This window comes from Prosthecobacter sp., assembly GCF_044378005.1.
Lineage (GTDB): Bacteria > Verrucomicrobiota > Verrucomicrobiia > Verrucomicrobiales > Verrucomicrobiaceae > Prosthecobacter.
Window position 1 is genome coordinate 19,430 of the sequence record NZ_JBILYB010000060.1, and the last position, 16,586, is coordinate 36,015.

Annotated in this window: 11 protein-coding genes; 8 read left to right on the plus strand and 3 right to left on the minus strand. The window is 60.1% G+C overall.

The window, feature by feature from the left end:
* Positions 1 to 21 precede the first annotated feature (21 nt).
* The 8 genes from AC6FTP_RS13325 to AC6FTP_RS13360 all read left to right on the plus strand — a co-directional run bounded on the left by AC6FTP_RS13325 (position 22) and on the right by AC6FTP_RS13360 (position 12,777).
* On the plus strand, positions 22 to 852 hold the full coding sequence (locus tag AC6FTP_RS13325) for a class I fructose-bisphosphate aldolase (RefSeq protein ID WP_497207409.1): 831 nt from the start codon (positions 22 to 24) through the stop codon (positions 850 to 852).
* Positions 853 to 1,055: 203 nt separating this feature from the next.
* Positions 1,056 to 1,760, plus strand: a complete 705-nt coding sequence (locus AC6FTP_RS13330; RefSeq protein ID WP_497207410.1) for a FadR/GntR family transcriptional regulator — start codon at positions 1,056 to 1,058, stop codon at positions 1,758 to 1,760.
* Positions 1,757 to 4,945, plus strand: a complete 3,189-nt coding sequence (locus tag AC6FTP_RS13335; protein ID WP_497207411.1) for a DUF1553 domain-containing protein — start codon at positions 1,757 to 1,759, stop codon at positions 4,943 to 4,945. The genes AC6FTP_RS13330 and AC6FTP_RS13335 overlap by 4 nt, the downstream gene beginning before the upstream one ends.
* Before the next feature lies 1 nt (position 4,946).
* Positions 4,947 to 6,401, plus strand: a complete 1,455-nt coding sequence (locus AC6FTP_RS13340) for a DUF1501 domain-containing protein (RefSeq protein ID WP_497207412.1) — start codon at positions 4,947 to 4,949, stop codon at positions 6,399 to 6,401.
* Complete coding sequence (locus tag AC6FTP_RS13345; protein ID WP_497207413.1) at positions 6,398 to 9,292, plus strand: DUF1553 domain-containing protein; 2,895 nt, start codon at positions 6,398 to 6,400, stop codon at positions 9,290 to 9,292. Before AC6FTP_RS13340 ends, AC6FTP_RS13345 begins: the two co-directional genes overlap by 4 nt.
* A gap of 21 nt (positions 9,293 to 9,313) precedes the next feature.
* On the plus strand, positions 9,314 to 10,594 hold the full coding sequence (locus AC6FTP_RS13350; protein WP_497207414.1) for a right-handed parallel beta-helix repeat-containing protein: 1,281 nt from the start codon (positions 9,314 to 9,316) through the stop codon (positions 10,592 to 10,594).
* Between the two features lie 3 nt (positions 10,595 to 10,597).
* On the plus strand, positions 10,598 to 11,353 hold the full coding sequence (locus AC6FTP_RS13355; RefSeq protein WP_497207415.1) for a sialate O-acetylesterase: 756 nt from the start codon (positions 10,598 to 10,600) through the stop codon (positions 11,351 to 11,353).
* 8 nt (positions 11,354 to 11,361) lie between these two features.
* Positions 11,362 to 12,777, plus strand: a complete 1,416-nt coding sequence (locus AC6FTP_RS13360) for a DUF1501 domain-containing protein (protein ID WP_497207416.1) — start codon at positions 11,362 to 11,364, stop codon at positions 12,775 to 12,777.
* Between the two features lie 6 nt (positions 12,778 to 12,783).
* Here the strand turns inward: AC6FTP_RS13360 and AC6FTP_RS13365 are convergent, their stop codons facing one another.
* From AC6FTP_RS13365 to AC6FTP_RS13375, 3 genes are all read right to left on the minus strand, one after another.
* Positions 12,784 to 14,253 carry a DUF1501 domain-containing protein gene (locus tag AC6FTP_RS13365; protein ID WP_497207417.1) on the minus strand — a complete coding sequence of 490 codons (1,470 nt, stop codon included), beginning with the start codon at positions 14,251 to 14,253 and terminating at the stop codon, positions 12,784 to 12,786.
* Between the two features lie 39 nt (positions 14,254 to 14,292).
* Positions 14,293 to 15,330 (minus strand): tRNA pseudouridine(13) synthase TruD, encoded by a 1,038-nt coding sequence (truD, locus tag AC6FTP_RS13370; protein WP_497207418.1) that lies wholly within the window; start codon positions 15,328 to 15,330, stop codon positions 14,293 to 14,295.
* 50 nt (positions 15,331 to 15,380) lie between these two features.
* A partial coding sequence (locus AC6FTP_RS13375) for a DUF1553 domain-containing protein (RefSeq protein ID WP_497207419.1) occupies positions 15,381 to 16,586 on the minus strand: 1,206 nt, incomplete at its 5' end.

The window sequence follows — 16,586 nt, forward strand, 5'->3', positions numbered from 1 at the left end:
CCATACCTCGACTCCATTTCCATGAAACAATACCGCCTCAACCGTCTCTTCAACGCCAAGTCCGGCCGCTGCTTCGATGTCGCCGTCGATCACGGCTTCTTCAATCAGCCCGGCTTCCTCACCGGCATCGAAGACATGCGCTCCGTGGTGAAGACCCTCGTCGATGCCGCCCCTGATGCCATCCAGCTCACGCTCGGCATGGCGCGTCATTTGCAGGAGATCCCCGGCCGCTTCAAACCCAGCCTCGTGCTGCGCACCGACGTCGCCAACATCTACGGCAAAGAACTGCCCGACACCCGCTTCAGCCTCATGATCGAGGAGACCATGCTCCAGGCCGTGCGTTACGATGCCGCCTGTGTCTGCGTGAACCTCTTCCAGATCCCCGGTGCTCCTGAAGTGCATGCTCAGTGCGTGGAAAACATCCTCCGTCTGAAGCCGCAGGCCGACTACTACGGCATGCCGATGATGATCGAGCCGCTCGTCTTCCAGCCGAACGAAAAAGCCGGTGGCTACATGGTCAATGGCGACGAAACCGCCGTCACCTACCTCGTCCGTCAGGCCGTGGAACTCGGTGCCGACATCGTCAAAGCCGACCCCACCGACGATGTCAGCGTCTATCACAAAGTCATCGCCGCAGCCTCCGGCATCCCGGTCCTCGTACGTGGTGGTGGTCGTGTCAGCGACAAAGAAATCCTCGAGCGCACCGAAGGCCTGCTGGCCCAGGGCGCGGCGGGCATCGTCTATGGCCGCAACGTCATCCAGCATCCGAAGCCCCAAGGCATCACCCGCGCCCTCATGGCCATGGTGCATGACGGCGCGAGCGTGAAAAAGGCGCTCAGTTTGATCAAGTAGTCGCGAAAGGTCACCCGTGGCCTACCTGACTTGGATACGGGTCAGGAAGGTCAAGGTGGGTCAAGAGGTCAAGGTAGCCCCGCTGAAGCATCTTGACCATGCCTTGACCATCTTGACCCCGCATTCACCAGCCCCAGTAAGATTTCTCCCCAAAGATCCGTTTTGCCTACACCCCAATTGGTCTGACCACCTGATCACCCACCATGACTCTCGACACCATCGCCCGACCGCCTTCCCTCGTCGAAAAGGTCTGCCAAAGCCTCGTCGCCATCGCACGGCGAGATCTCCAGGAAGACGACGGCTGGCTGCCGACCGAACGCGAGCTCTCCGCCCAGCTTGGTGTCAGTCGCAGCGTGGTGCGAGAGGCCGCGAAACGCCTCGAACTCCAGGGGCTGCTCGAAATTCGCCAGGGCAGCGGCATGAAGGTTGTGGACAAGCTTCACAAGCCCCTCAGCAGCGCCGTTCACATGCTCGTGCCTGATGAGAAACAACGCCTCGTCCAGCTTACTGAGGTGCGCTTTGCCCTCGAGCCCGAAAACGCCCGACTCGCCGCCGAACGCGCGACTGCCAGTGAACTCAAGCAACTCAAAGCCGCTCACGAGCGCCTGAAAAACTGCCAAGACTTCGAGACTCAAGTGCTCGCCGACATGGAGTTCCATTGCCTCATCGCCGAAGCCTCAGGCAACAAGATCGGCTCTCTGCTTATGCAGTCCCTCTCTGACCTCCTGCAAACCAGCCTCAGCCATGGCTACCGCCTCGTGACCAAAGACCAAGCCGTCGCCGATCACGGCAAAGTCCTCGACGCCATCCTCGCCCGCAACGCCACCGCGGCCGCCACCGCCATGAAGAACCATCTGCTTCACGCCCGCGACGATCTAGGCCTCAAGAAAACCTCCTCACGCCGATGAAGTTCTTCCTCTCCATCATTCTCGCGCCATCGATCCTTCTCGCTGCCCCAGACTTCGACGGGGAAATCCGCCCGCTGCTCCAAGAGCATTGCGTGCAGTGTCATGGCCAGAAAAAGCAGAAAGCCGATCTTCGCCTCGATGCGAAAGTCCACGCTTTCAAAGGTGGTGAAAGCGGTCCGGCTATCGTCGCGGCCAAATCCGCCGAGTCGCCGCTTTTCAAGCGCATCACCGCTTCCGGTGACGAACGCATGCCACCGGATGGCGAGCCTCTTTCCGAGGCACAGATCGCCATGATCAAAACCTGGATCGACTCCGGTGCCGACTGGCCCGAAACCGCTGAGGACAAAGCTGCTGCCATTGATCCACGCATCCAGCACTGGGCCTATCAACCGCTGCCTCCGCACGATCCGAAAGTCACCATCGATTCCTTCATCGAAGCCAAACTCCACGAAAAAGGCCTCACGTTCTCTCCACCGGCTGATGCACGCACCCTCACCCGCCGCGCCCACTTTGTCGTAACGGGTCTCCCACCGTCCGACATGTCTGACTCGTCTGACCTGTCCGACAAAAGCTACCGCCAGCTCATTGACTCCCTTTTGTCTTCGAGGCACTACGGTGAAAAGTGGGCACGCCACTGGCTGGATGTCGTACGCTTCGCCGATTCGAATGGCTTTGAGACCAACCACGAGCGCCCGCATGCCTGGCGTTACCGCGACTACGTCATCGACGCCTTCAACACCGACAAACCCTTCGACCGCTTCATGTTCGAGCAGATCGCCGGGGACACCTGTGACGCGGATGTGGCCACGGGCTTCATCGTCGGCGGGCCGTATGATCGGGTGAAGGGCCAGGACAAAAACTTGCAGCTCATGCAGCGCGCCGACGAGCTCTCTGACATGGTGAACACCGCTGGCACCGCCTTTCTCGCCACCACAATGATCTGTGCGAAGTGCCATAACCACAAATTTGATCCCGTCACACAGACCGACTTCTACGCCATGCAGGCCGTGTTCTCCGGCGTGCAGCATGGCGACAGGCCCATAAAAGATGCCAGCCACGCGGCTCAGGAAAAAAAGGCCGATGAGCTGCGTCAAAAACTCGCGCCGCTGAATGTGCAGCTCGCCGCGTTTCAGCCCAAATCCGTGCTCGGTCGTCGCGTCACGCTCGGCGAGGAAGACGCCATCTTTTTAAAGACCCCCAAAGGTGCCACGCCCACCGAATACGATCCCGGCACCGAGGCAGGTCAGCTCAGTGATCCTGGCGATGCGCAGCGCTTCCCGAACATCGGCGAAAGTTACCGCTACTTTGATGAAGCACCCGGCGCCGACTGCGTCGCGTGGACACCGAAGCGCAACGGCAAACATCGCATCTGGGTGAGCTGGGGCGTGTGGACCACCCATGCGCCGGACGCCCGCTTCATCATCGAAACGAACGGAAAGCAGACCGAGATCGGCACCATCAACCAACGCCAGTTCGCTGATGGCAAACCCGCCATCGCCAGCAAAAAACGCTGGAGCAGCTTCAAGAGCCTCGGCGAGCACGAACTGGCTGCTCACAGCCGCATCCTCCTCCGCATGGGCCAGACCAGCGCCCCGCTGGCTGCCGATGTTATCCTTCTCGAAGAACTGCCCGCACCTTCCGAAAAGTTACACATCCGCCCGCCCGTCACTCACACCGCCAACACCGATGTTTTTGCTCCCACGACCGCCAAACATCTCCGCTTCATCATCGACGACAGCTTCAGCAACAACGCCTGCATCGACGAACTTGAGATATTCAGCCCCAGCGGCGAAAACCTTGCTTTGAAGGCCGAAACGACCTCCGGCGGTGATTTCGGCCCGTCGCCGATTCACAAGCTCGCGCACATCAACGACGGTCAATACGGCAACAGTCACAGTTGGATCGCTAAAGAGAAAAAAGGCTGGGTGCAGTTCGAGTTCACGCAGCCGCAGCAGATCACCCGCGTCGTCTGGAGCCGTGACCGCAGCACGATGGGTAAAGTTTTTGAGGACCGTATCGCCACGGCTTACCGCATCGAAATCTCCGGCGATGCGAAGACCTGGAAAACCGTCTCCAGCCAGGCCGACCGCCTCAGCGCCCGCTTCAACAAAAAGGTCAAAGCTATCCCTTCCTCCTCCGATGCACCAGCCGACCTCATCGCGAAGGTCGAGTCCCTTCAAAAAGAACTCTCCACCATCGCCGAGCCGCCGCTGGCCTATGCGGGCATTTTCAAGCAGCCCGAGCCAACCCATCGCCTCCATCGTGGCGATCACATGAACCCGCGCGAGGTCGTCGCGCCCGATGCACTCTCGGTATTCAAAGACAAACTCGGCAGCCTCAATCTCCCGCCCGATGCTCCCGAGCAGCAGCGCCGCCTCGCCTTCGCGAAATGGCTCACCGACCCGCGCAATCCACTACCCGCCCGCGTCATGGTGAACCGCATCTGGCATTACATCTTCGGCACCGGCCTCGTCGCCACGCCGAGTGACTTCGGCCACATGGGCTTCAAACCCACCCACCCCGAACTGCTCGACTGGCTCGCCAATGAGTTCATCTGCAGCGGTTGGAGCGTGAAGCACATTCAGAGGCTCATTCTTACTTCCTGCACGTTCCAGCAATCCTCATCCGTCCCATCAGATCCATCCGTCCTATCCAAAGACGCGACGAACACCCTGCTCTGGCGCTTTGCCCCGCGCCGTCTCGACGCTGAAAGCATCCGCGATAGCATCCTCGCTGTTACCGGCAGCCTCGATCTCACCCCCGGCGGCCCCGGCTTCATGCTCTACGAGCCAAACGCCAACTACGCCCGCAACTGGATACCTGAGACCACCGATTTCGAGCGCGAGGACTACCGCCGCATGATCTACGCCCTCAAACTCCGCATGGAGCCTGACGCCATCTTCGCCTCCTTCGATACCCCTGACGCTGGCCAAGTCTGCCCCAGCCGCCCCCGCAGCACCACGCCATTGCAGGCGCTCAACCTCTTCAACAGTCAGTTTGTCATCGACCAAGCCGCCAAACTCGCCACCAAAGCCAAAACGATCCGAGAAGCCTACCAACTTGTCTATCAGCGCTCCCCTTCGAAAGACGAACTCTCCACCGCCGAAGCCTTCGTGAAGCAAGAAGGTCTTCCAGCCTTCTGCCGTGCCCTTCTCAACTCGAACGAGTTCCTCTTCCTCGAATAATATGAACGCTCTCCTCAACCGCCGCAGCTTCCTTTCGCAGACCGTTCATGGCCTCGGCAGCATCGCGTTCCTTGATTTGCTCGCACGAGATCAGCTCCTGGCCGCATCCAGTCCTATTCGTCCGCTCATCGACCCATCTCGTCCCTTCGCAGCGCGAAAGCCGCACTTTGCCCCGAAAGCCAAACGCGTCGTCATGGTCTTTTGCAGCGGTGCGTTGAGCCATGTCGACACCTTCGACTACAAGCCTGCTCTCTTTAAATACCACGACCAGCCGATGCCCGGCGGCAGCGTCGTCACCTTCCAGGGCGAGCAGGGGAACCTCATCAAACCACTACGTGACTTCAAGCCACGCGGCCAGTCCGGCAAGATGACCTCCGATTTACTGCCGAAGCTCGGTGGGTGCGCGGACGATTTCTTTTTCTTCCACGGCATGACGTCGAAGACGAACACGCACGGCCCTGGCGAGACCTTCATGTCCACCGGCCAGACCTTGGAAGGCTTTCCCTCCGCCGGTGCCTGGGTGAACTACGCGCTCGGCACTGAAAACGAAAATCTGCCGTCCTACATCGCCATTCCCGATCCACGCGGCAATCCCCAAGCCGCGGGCAACAATTGGAGCGCCGCCTTCCTTCCTGCCGCTTATCAAGGCACCGCCTTCAATGCCGAAAACCCCATTCGCTTCCTCGCACGACCTGACGGCATCTCCGCCAGTAGCGACAAAGCGACCGCCGACTTCTTGAAGCGTCTCAACGAACGCCACCTCGAAAAATTCCCCGGCGATAGCGAACTCGCCGCTCGCATCTCCAGCTACGAGCTCGCCGCGAAGATGCAGATGACTGTCCCCGCGCTCACCGATCTCAGCAGCGAGCCTGCACACGTTTTGAAAATGTATGGAGCCGACGATCCCACGAACACCGTGAAGGCCGGTTACGCCAAAAACTGCATTCTCGCGCGTCGTCTGTGCGAGCAGGGCGTTCGCTTCGTGCAGGTCTTCAACGGCGCGTATGCCATGGGCGAAGGCGTGGGCAATTGGGACGGCCACAAGACCATCGCCGCGCAGTATCCCGGCCACGCCGAGATCCTCGACCAGCCCACCGCCGCGCTCTTCATGGATCTGAAGCAGCGCGGCCTGCTCGCCGACACGCTCTTCGTTTTCTGCACCGAGTTCGGCCGCATGCCCACCTTTCAAAAAGGTGCGTCCGGTCGCGATCACAACCCCAGCGGCTTCACCTGCATCCTCGCCGGAGCTGGCGTGCAAACCGGTGCCAAACACCACGGCGAAACCGATGAGTTCGGCTGGAAAGCCGCCGTCGATGTCACCAGCGTCTATGACTTCCACGCCACCATCCTGCACCTCCTCGGTCTCGATCACGAAAAGCTAAGCTACTACCACAACGGTCTCGAACGCCGCCTTACGGATGTGCACGGGCACGTCATTCAAAGCGCACTCGCATGAAGCTGCTCCTTTCCGTCCTTTGTATCCCTTCCGTCCTTCTCTCGGCCGATTTCGACCGCGAGATCCGTCCGCTGCTGCAAAAACACTGCATCGAATGCCATGGCGAAAAGAAACAGAAAGGCGAACTCCGTCTCGATGCCAAAGTGCATGCCTTCAAAGGCGGCCACGATGGCCCGGCGATCCTCGCGGGCAAAGCAGATGCCTCACCACTCTTCCAGCGCATCACGAGCACGGATGAAGATGAAAAAATGCCCCCCAAAGGTGATGGCTTAAAAATCGGAGAGATCGCCCTTTTAAAGAGCTGGATCGACTCCGGTGCCAAGTGGCCCGAAAACGCCACCGACAAAGCCGCGCTCACCGACAAGCGCCTGCAGCACTGGTCCGTGCAGCCCATCAAAGTGGCTTCGGCTTTAGCCGCGCCTCTCGGGCTCAAGCCCGAGCTACTTTCCATCGACGCCTTCATCGAAGCCAAACTCCGTGTGAATGGCCTCAAGATGTCTCCGCAGGCAGACGCGCACACGTTGAAGCGTCGACTTCACTTCGATCTCCTCGGACTCCCACCGTCGGAATTGTCAGACACATCAGACCTGTCCGACCAAGCCTACGAAGCGCTCGTGGACTCTCTCCTCGCCTCACCGCACTTCGGCGAACGCCAGGCCCGCCACTGGCTGGACATCGTCCACTACGCCGACACCCACGGCTTCGAGCGTGACCAGCTCCGCCCGAATGCTTGGCGCTACCGCGACTACGTCATCGAGTCCTTCAATGCCGACAAACCTTACGACCAGTTCATCAAAGAACAGATCGCCGGAGATTTGCTGCCGAAGCCAACCATCACCGCGCTCGGATTCCTCGCCGCAGGCCCTTGGGACTTCGTCGGGCAGCAGGAAACGCGGTCCGACATGCTTCGTCGTGCCGCCCGCTCTCTCGATCTCGACGACATGGTCACGCAGACGCTCACCGCCACGATGGGCATCACCATCAACTGCGCCCGCTGCCACGATCACAAGCTCGATCCCATCACGCAGGAGGAGTATTATCGGCTGTGGGCCGTTTTTGCCGGTGTGAAGCGCGGCGACCGCGAAACCGATGCCGCCGAGTCGAAACGCATCGCCGCCGAAAAAGCCCGCTTAAACAAAGAACTCACCCAAACACGCACGCAGATCGCCAAGCTGGCCGGTGAGGGCCTCGAACTCGCCAAACTCATCCCCGAAGCCTCCGGCATCGACCTGCGCAACGGTTCAGTCACCAAAGAAAAGCTCGGCTACCACCGCGACATCCAGACGAACCGCCTTCAAAAAGTCGAAAGCATCCCCGGCGTGAAGTGGGTCTTTGTCCCCGATGGCAAAGACAAGGTCAGCGTGGACTTCAAAACCGAGGTGAAAGGCATCCCCGCCACCAGCGGCCATTTTTGGGATACCATCGCCAATCGTCCTCTCAACGCCCAACGCAGCACCACGCTCGGCGGCACCGACTTCGCCGCCAAAGGCCATAGCATGCTCGCCATGCACGCGAACAGCGGCATCACCTTCGACCTCGCCAAACTGCGCGAGCAGAGCGGCCTCAAAGCCATGCGACTCACCGGCCTCGTCGGCTTCGGAAGCTCCAAAGAAGCCGCAGCCACGAAAGCCGACTTCACCGTCTTCGTCGATGCCGAGCTGAAATTCCAAAAGCTCAAACTCCGCAAAGACGAAACCGCCGCCCTCGACCTCGAAGTGCCCGCGAAGGCCAAAACACTCACCCTCATCGCCACCGACGGCGGCGATGGCATCGGCAACGATCTCCTCTTCGTCGGCGATCCCAAGCTCGTGCCCGAAATCACCGAAACACGCCTCACCGAGGCCGATACAGTCCAATTGAAACAACTCCGCGCCACCGCCGCGAAGCTCGACGCCGATCTCAAAGCCCTTCCCGAGCCCGACAAGGTCTATGCCATCGTTTCCGATCCCAAGCCGCCCGCCATCAAAGTGCAGCGCCGTGGCAATCCCGAGGACGAAGCGCAAGAAGTCACGCCCGGAGCCTTCTCATGGGCCAAGCACGCCTCCGCTGCTTTTGGCGACAACCAAACACCCGAAGCCCAGCGCCGACTCGCTTTGGCAAATTGGATCACGCATCCCAACAACCCGCTCACCGCACGCGTCATCGTGAACCGCCTCTGGCATCACCACTTCGGCCAAGGCCTCGTCACCACCCCCAGCGATTTCGGCCTCGGCGGAGACAAACCCAGCCACCCCGAGCTGCTCGATTTCCTCGCCAACGAACTCATCACGCATGGCTGGAGCTTGAAGCATGTGCACAAGCTCATCGTCATGAGCCGCACCTATCGGCAAAGATCGGTCGGATCAGTCCGATCAGACGGTTCAAACAGGCTGCTGTGGAAGCAAAACCCACGCCGTCTCGACGCCGAAACCCTGCGCGACACCGTGCTCGCCGTCTCCGGCAAGCTGAACCTCGACCATGGTGGCCCCGGTTACCGCGACTTCAACTACACCGAAGCCTACGCCCCCATCTACGACTACGTCACGCCCGACAAACCCGAGCTTTGGCGTCGCAGCATCTACCGCTTCGTCGTGCGCACCACACCGCATCAGTTCCTGACCACGCTCGACTGCCCTGATCCCGCGAACTTCACCCCAACGAGAGCGCAAACGACCACGGCACTGCAAGCGCTGACGCTTTCGAACAACGAGTTCATGCTCCAACAAGCTCGCCATCTGGCCGAGCGAGTTCAAACCGAAGACAAAACGCCCGAGGCAGCCATCGCGCGTGCCTTCCACCTCTGCTTTCAGCGTGCTCCGACAAAGGAAGAACTCACCGCCGCCAACTCTATCGACCTCTTCTCCCTCTGCCGCATGCTCCTGAACGCGAACGAGTTTGTGTATGTGGATTGAAGTGAAAGCTCTCATCCATCCATGAAACACCTTCTTTTGCTTCTCCCCGCTTTACTCTTCTCCCTGGCGGCTACAGCCCAGGTCGCCGCCATTCAAAGCGAGTCCGCCAACGCCGCCATCCAGGCCGCACTCGACAAAAACAACGTGGTGCATCTGCCGAAGCGAGAGCAGCCTTATTTGCTCGATGGCCCAATCATCCTCAAATCCGGCCAAAAGCTCTCTGCCGATGCAGATGCGGTGATCCAGCTCAAGCCTGGCACAAACACCTGCATAGTGCGCAACGAGCACATCGTCGGCTTTGCTGAACAAGCGGTGCCCGAAGACACAAAGCCGGACACTGACATCACCATCGAAGGCGGCATCTGGACGACGTTTGGAGAAGACAACACACGAGGGCTTTCCTCGAAGCAGCAGCCCGTGCCTGGCACTCACGGCGTCATCCTGCTGCAAAATGTCCGCCGTGTTTCAGTAAAGAACATCACCATCCGTCAGAGCAAAGCCTTTGGCGTGCATTTAGCGAACGTCAGCGACTTCACCGTCGATGGTGTCACGCTCGACGAGCACGGGCGCGATGGCGTGCATGTGAATGGCCCCGCGAGCAACGGTCTCATCCGCAACGTCAGCGGCGTCTCGCACGACGACACCGTCGCGCTTAATGCCTGGGAGTGGAAAAACTACGCGCCCAGCTTCGGTGCCATCCATCACATCATCATCGAGGACATCCACGGCGCACCCGATGGTATCTCATCAGCCAACTCCATCCGCCTGCTCCCCGGCGTGAAACGCTTCAGTGACGGCACCACGGTCGATTGTCCCATCCACGACATCACGCTACGCGCCATCACCGACATCCGCGACTTCAAGCTCTACGACCAGCCGAATCTCGAAATCGGCCGCGACAAGGACTTCAGCCTCGGCGTCGGCATGTTGAAGAGCATCGTCTTCGAGAACCTCACCTTCAATTGCCCCGGCAGCATCCAAGTCCACGCCAACACCGACGGCCTCACCATCCGCGATGTGAAACTACTCTTCCCGCCACCCGCCGACTATCACCTCATCGAACTCGGCCCCAAATCTCAAACCTATCGTCACGGAACCGCATCGGAGCAGTGGGTCGAAATCTTCTCCCCCGACCTCGACTGCTCCGTGCGAAATGTCTCAGTCACCGGCGTTCGTATCCGTGATGCGCAGGCCGATCTGCCCATCGACCAAATCGTCCGCGTTATCGAGCAAAAGCCTAACCCTGACTACCCCAAGACCACGCCGAAAGGCGGAACCGGCAAAGCCATCTGGATTCGCTAAACCATGAAACACATCATCCTCTTCACTCTCGCCCTGGTCTCCCTCGCTTCAGCAGCGGACAAACCTGCGCATCTCTTCATCCTCTCTGGCCAATCTAACATGGCAGGCATGGACCCAAAGCTTGGGTTTGAACCGGAGGCGAAGAAGCTCTTCCCCGACGCCGATGTGGCCTACATCAAGGTCGCGGCGGGAGGTCAGCCGATTCGTTACTGGGTGAATGAATGGAACGACATCGCCACGAAGCACGGAGTCGATGTCGCTCAGGCTCGGGCGAAGGATCAGGGCACCAAGGCGACGGCGTTCTTCTATACGCGCATCCTCAGCCAGTTTGCGGAGTTGCTCAAAGCACACCCAAATCCGGCCTCGATCACGTTTTGCTGGATGCAGGGCGAGAACGATTCGAAGACCGGCCTGCATGCGCCTTATGCCGATGCCTTGAAGCAGCTCCTCGCGAATCTGCGCCGTGATTTGAAGCGCCCAGACATGAACTTCGTCATCGGCCGCATCAGCGATCATGAACGCATCAACCCGCCAGCGTGGAAAGTGGTGCGCGATGCCCAGGTCGAAACTGCAAAGGGCGATGCGCATGGCGCATGGATCGATTGCGATGATCTCAACGACAAGGAGATCAGAGGCTTGATGACCAACGACCTCCACTACACCAAGCCCGGCTACGAACTCCTCGGCCGCCGCTTCGTGCGTCAGGCGAAGGCGCTCATCGAAGGTAAGAAGCCCGCTGAGAATGGAAGGCCCGAATGATTCGACTCATGAACTCGACTACACGCCGCCATTTCCTCCACAGCTTCAGCGGAACCGCTTTGGCTGCGATGCTGCATCGCGATGCCAGCGCGGCATCGGCGAACCCGCTTTCGCCGAAAGGCGGGCATCATGCGGCGAAAGCAAAAGCAGTGATCCAAATCTTCTGCCCCGGTGGCCTTTCGCATGTGGATACCTGGGACTACAAACCGGAGCTGGCGAAGCGTCAGGGCAAGCCCTTCGATCCCGATGGCAAACTGACCTTCTTCGCGTCGAAGCCCGGCAACTGTCAGCAGTCGTGGTGGAAGTTCCGCCAGCATGGCGAGTGCGGGCGCTGGATGAGCGATCTGTTTCCCAAGCTCGCGACGAAGGTCGATGACATGGCTTTCATCCACTCCATGCAGAGCAAAACCGCGCTGCACGGTCCCGCGATGTTCATGGCGAACAGCGGTTACATCTTGCCCGGCTTTCCCACGATGGGTGCTTGGGTCACTTATGGTCTCGGCAGCCTCAGCGATGACCTTCCCGCCTTTGTAGTGCTGCCTGATCCGCGCGGCCTACCGCCGGGTGGCGTTTTGAACTGGGGTGCGGGCTTTCTACCCGCGATTCATCAAGGCACTGTTCTCACCACCGATGCCGAAAAACCGCCCATCGCCGATCTTTTCCCGCCCAAGGGCTACATCGAAGGTTCCGAGCAAAAGAGCCGCGAATTCCTCCAAGTGCTCAATCGCACCCACGCGGCCGAAAGACGCGAAAACAGCGAGTTGGAAGCCCGCATCGCTGCGTATGAACTCGCCGCACGTTTGCAGCTCAGCGCCCCCGAAGCCACGAACGTCAGCGATGAGACCGAGGCGACGAAAAAGCTCTACAACCTCGATCACGAGGACATCGGACCGTTTGGACGGCAGTGCCTTCTCGCACGTCGGCTCGTCGAGCGTGGCACGCGCTTCGTGCAGATCTTTTGCGGCGCCGAAAACACCACCGCGAAGAAAATCCGCCCCAACTGGGACAGCCACGAAGACCTCGTCCGCGATCACGGCTACTGGGGCAGCATTCTCGATAGCGGGGCCGCCGCGCTGCTCACCGATCTAAAATCACGCGGCCTGCTCGAAAGCATGCTCGTCATCTGCACCACCGAGTTCGGTCGCCAACCCGCCGCGCAAGGCGCAGGCAAAGGCCGTGACCACAACCCCGGAGCCTTCACCGCCTGGATGGCCGGTGGCGGCATCCAGGGAGGCACTGCTTACGGCACCACGGATGATCTCGGCTTCAAAGCCGCCGAAAACCCGAGCTACAGCTACGACCTCCACGCCACCGCGCTCCACCTCCTCGGTCTCGACCACGAAAAACTCAGTTACTATCACAACGGCATCCAGCGTCGGCTGACGGATGTGCATGGGCATGTGATCCGCGAGATCGTGGCGTGATGATGATCAGGCCAGCATCTCTTTGATCACGTGTCCTTCCACATTCGTGAGGCGACGTTGAAATCCATTGTGCTCGAAGGTGAGGCGCTCGTGATCGAGGCCGAGGAGGTGGAGGATGGTGGCGTTGAAGTCGTAGAGCGGATGGATGTCCTTCACGGCTTTCTGGCCGAGTTCGTCGCACTCGCCGGTGCTCACTCCGGGCTTCACGCCTGCGCCGGTCATCCAGCAGGTGAAGCCATCGGGGTTGTGATCGCGACCCTTCGCGCCTTTTTGGAAGAAGGGCATGCGGCCAAACTCGGTACACCAGACGACGAGCGTGTCTTGAAGCAGGCCGCGCTGCTTGAGGTCGCGAATCAGGGCGGCGGCGGGCTGGTCGAGGATCGAAGAGTGAACGTCATACTGCGCTTTGAGATCGCTGTGGCCGTCCCAATTGAGTTTGCCGCCGCTCGCATACGCGCCGTTGAAAAGCTGAACAAAGCGCACTCCGCGTTCGATGAGGCGTCGCGCGAGAATGCAGTTCTTCGCGAAGGCGGCTTTATCGGCGTTCTGAGTGTCGTCGGCACCGTAGAGTTTTAGGATGTGGGCAGGCTCGGTACTGAGGTCGTTGATCTCCGGCACGCTGAGCTGCATGCGCGCAGCGAGTTCGTAGCTGGCGATGCGCGCAGCGAGTTTGCCATCGCCTGGATTGGCTTCGAGATGTCGCGCATTCATCTTTTGAAGCAATGAGCGCGTAGCTTGATCTGCCTGTGCGGAGACTCCGGGCGCAGAGAGATGACGCACGGGGCTTTTGGAACTCATCGTCGTGCCTTGGAAGGCTGCGGGGAGAAAACCGGGCCCCCAGTTGTTCGCACCATTTTGCGGCACGCCGCGTGGATCAGGAATGGCGACGTAGGAGGGAAGATCCTGGTTCTCGCTGCCAAGCGCATACGTCGTCCATGCGCCGAGGCTCGGGAAGCCATCAAGCACGGAACCGGTGGAGAGGAAGTTCTCCGCTGGGCCATGTGTGTTGGATTTGCTGGTGAGCGAATGCACGAAGGCGAGGTCATCCGTCAGCTCCGCGAGGTGCGGTATCATGTCGCTCACCCACTTGCCAGTTTGGCCACGAGGGCGGAAGGTATACTGGGGCCGTGCGAGATTGCCTGCGGGGCCTTGGAAAGTCACGGCGGGGCCGCCCGGTAGAGGTTTGTCGTCCCACTTGATCAGCTCGGGTTTGTAATCCCACGTTTCAAGCTGGCTCACCGCACCGGCGCAGAAGATGACTACGACGTTTTTTGCCTTCGCTCGGTAATGCGGCTGTCGCGGCGCATAAGGCCGACCTGGATCAATGATAGGGCCGTTGGCGGCGAGCAGGCCATCCAGCCCGAGCAAGTTCGTCAACGCGATAGAGCCGAGTGCCGTGGCGCTGCTCGAAAGGAAGCGGCGACGATCCAGAAGCTGGCGTCCTGCGAGGGAGAGGTGTTCGGGGGAGTCTGTCATCGAGTCGTCACGGAGTAATCTCCTTGGCGCGGCCACATTTTACGGAGTTTCTCGCGGTTCTTCCAGCATCGCCAGTTCCCGCAGGATGGCGGTGGCATAGGTGCCGCGAGGCAGATCAAAGCTCAGTTGCAGGTCACCGCCTTCCAAGGTCACAAACTCGGGATTCACAGGTCGCAAACGCATGACGCGTCGTTCCTGGCGCAGCCCGGCGGCTTCAAGCCCGGCGGTAAGCTCGGGGAAGCGAGACATCACCTCCATCTCTAGTGCACGAACCTCGCCCGCGCTGTGCAGATCACCGCAGCCCCACATCGGCGCGGTGATCTCCACTTTTCCATCGGCGAAGCGCTGCATCTCGTCACCACGCTGATTTTCGATGAGCAACAAAGTTCCATTGTCGGGGAAGCCATACACTTCGCCCAGCAGCGCCCGATCCCAACAGCCGCGCTTCATGCGCTCAGCCACCACCGCATTGTACAAATGGCTGCGCACGGCCGAGAGCAGCAGCCCGCGCAGAAGACGATCCCCAGGCGTGAACTCGCCGCGAAACATGGCGAGCGCCTTCTCCACATTGCGGCCTTCATTGCCGAATCGTTGGCTACCGAACACGTTCGGCACGCCGACACTCACGATCTGGCTCCATCTCTCCTCAGCATCGAAGTCAGGCTCGCGCAGCCGAATGGTGAAGCGATTGCCGAGATGGATGCCTCGCCGCAGCTTGCGGGTGTTTCGCGTGACGCGCAGCACGCGCAAACCTTCCGATTCCAGCGCCGCTGGCTCTGGTGATGGCTGCCCCGGCATGTGCAGACTGAACCACTGCCGCGTCACGGCATGGCGGTCCTTCAGTCCGCAGTGGCTCACCAACCGCCGACGCAATCCCAGTGCGTCTGCCAGTCGCGCACCCGCTGTGTTGCTGTCCAGATCCCGCTTCTCCACCCACACCAGGCAATGCTCGCCGACACCGGAAGGCTCAAAGCCCAGCAGCTCTTCCACGATGAAGTCTTCTGGCTGCGTCTTGAATCGAACGCGACCAAGCGGGCCTCCGTGCAGGTAGGGTGGTTCCAATGAGTCGATTTCCATGAAGACTCAACCTAGATCCACTCATGCGGTCCGGCCAATGACGGATGCAACTACGGCACAAACAAAAACTCGTTCGAGTTGAACAACGCACGACAAAGCGTGGCAATGCCGTGCTGGTGCACGATGGGCTGGCTTTCCTCGAGTTCTTCGCCTGTGGGTTCTCGACTGAGGGCGAGTTGGTATGCGCGTTTGATTTGAGTTAGTAGATCGTCACCAGCTTCCTTTTTCACGCGGGCAGCGAAGGCATCAGTCTGGGCGAGAGTGAAGAGGCTGTTGAAGAGGTTGAGGGCTTGGATCGGAGTGGTGCTGGCGCGGCGGATGGCGGTGCTTTGGCCGGCGTCGGGGCAGTCGAAGGCGCCGAAGACGGTCTCGGGTTCGCGGCGGACTTTGTGGGCGTAGATCATGCGACGCTGATTGTCGGGCGTGAAGGTTTCGATGGGATCAAAGCCGCTGAGACCACCACGTTGATCGAAGAGATTGAAGCCACGGCCATGCATCTTCACATTGAGCTGACCGCTGACGGCGAGCATGGAGTCGCGGATGGATTCGGCTTCGAGACGGTGGGAGGGGAAGCGCCAGAGGTAGCGGACGTCGGCATCCTTCGCGGCAGCGTCGGACTGGTCTGACATGTCCGACGATTGTCGGTAAACCGCACTGAGCACAATCAAGCGATGCATGTGCTTCACGCTCCAGCCACTGCGGATGAACTCAGCGGCGAGCCAGTCGAGCAGCTCAGGATGGCTGGGTTTCACACCCAAATGACCGAAGTCACTCGGTGTGGGCACGAGACCGGTGCCGAAGTGACCTTGCCAGATGCGATTTACCATGACGCGGGAGGTGAGAGAATTCTGCGGACTGGCGATCCACTCGGCGAGGACACGGCGGCGTTGTTGCTCGGCGGATTCCTTGGGCAGTTTCAAATCACTCAGGGCGCTGAGCACGGCGGGAGTGACTTCATCCTTTGGTTGCTCGGGATCGCCGCGATTGAGGAGATGGATGTCATCCGGCGTACGGAAGGTGCCGGCGAAGACCTTTTGTGCGTTTTCTGCAGCTTTGATCTTGGCCTCGATGTCGGCTTTTTCCTGCATCAGTGGTTTGGCGCGCTTCGTCTCGTCGGGGCTGAGGCCGCTGAGGTTCGGCTTCACGAGCTTTTTGTTTTTCGGGTCAAACTTTTGCCGGTCACTGGCATCGGCGACGGTGTGCCATTGGCCTGCGCTGTCGCCGATCTCGATTTGATAGTCGGTGGCGAGGCGGTC

Excerpts from the sequence above, each read along its gene's own strand:
- AC6FTP_RS13365 (WP_497207417.1), bottom strand. The coding sequence starts at position 14,253 with ATGACAGACTCCCCCGAACACCTCTCCCTCGCAGGACGCCAGCTTCTG.
- AC6FTP_RS13345 (WP_497207413.1), top strand. The coding sequence starts at position 6,398 with ATGAAGCTGCTCCTTTCCGTCCTTTGTATCCCTTCCGTCCTTCTCTCG.
- AC6FTP_RS13335 (WP_497207411.1), top strand. The coding sequence starts at position 1,757 with ATGAAGTTCTTCCTCTCCATCATTCTCGCGCCATCGATCCTTCTCGCT.
- AC6FTP_RS13330 (WP_497207410.1), top strand. The coding sequence starts at position 1,056 with ATGACTCTCGACACCATCGCCCGACCGCCTTCCCTCGTCGAAAAGGTC.
- AC6FTP_RS13355 (WP_497207415.1), top strand. The coding sequence starts at position 10,598 with ATGAAACACATCATCCTCTTCACTCTCGCCCTGGTCTCCCTCGCTTCA.
- AC6FTP_RS13350 (WP_497207414.1), top strand. The coding sequence starts at position 9,314 with ATGAAACACCTTCTTTTGCTTCTCCCCGCTTTACTCTTCTCCCTGGCG.
- AC6FTP_RS13360 (WP_497207416.1), top strand. The coding sequence starts at position 11,362 with ATGAACTCGACTACACGCCGCCATTTCCTCCACAGCTTCAGCGGAACC.
- AC6FTP_RS13340 (WP_497207412.1), top strand. The coding sequence starts at position 4,947 with ATGAACGCTCTCCTCAACCGCCGCAGCTTCCTTTCGCAGACCGTTCAT.
- AC6FTP_RS13325 (WP_497207409.1), top strand. The coding sequence starts at position 22 with ATGAAACAATACCGCCTCAACCGTCTCTTCAACGCCAAGTCCGGCCGC.
- truD (WP_497207418.1), bottom strand. The coding sequence starts at position 15,330 with ATGGAAATCGACTCATTGGAACCACCCTACCTGCACGGAGGCCCGCTT.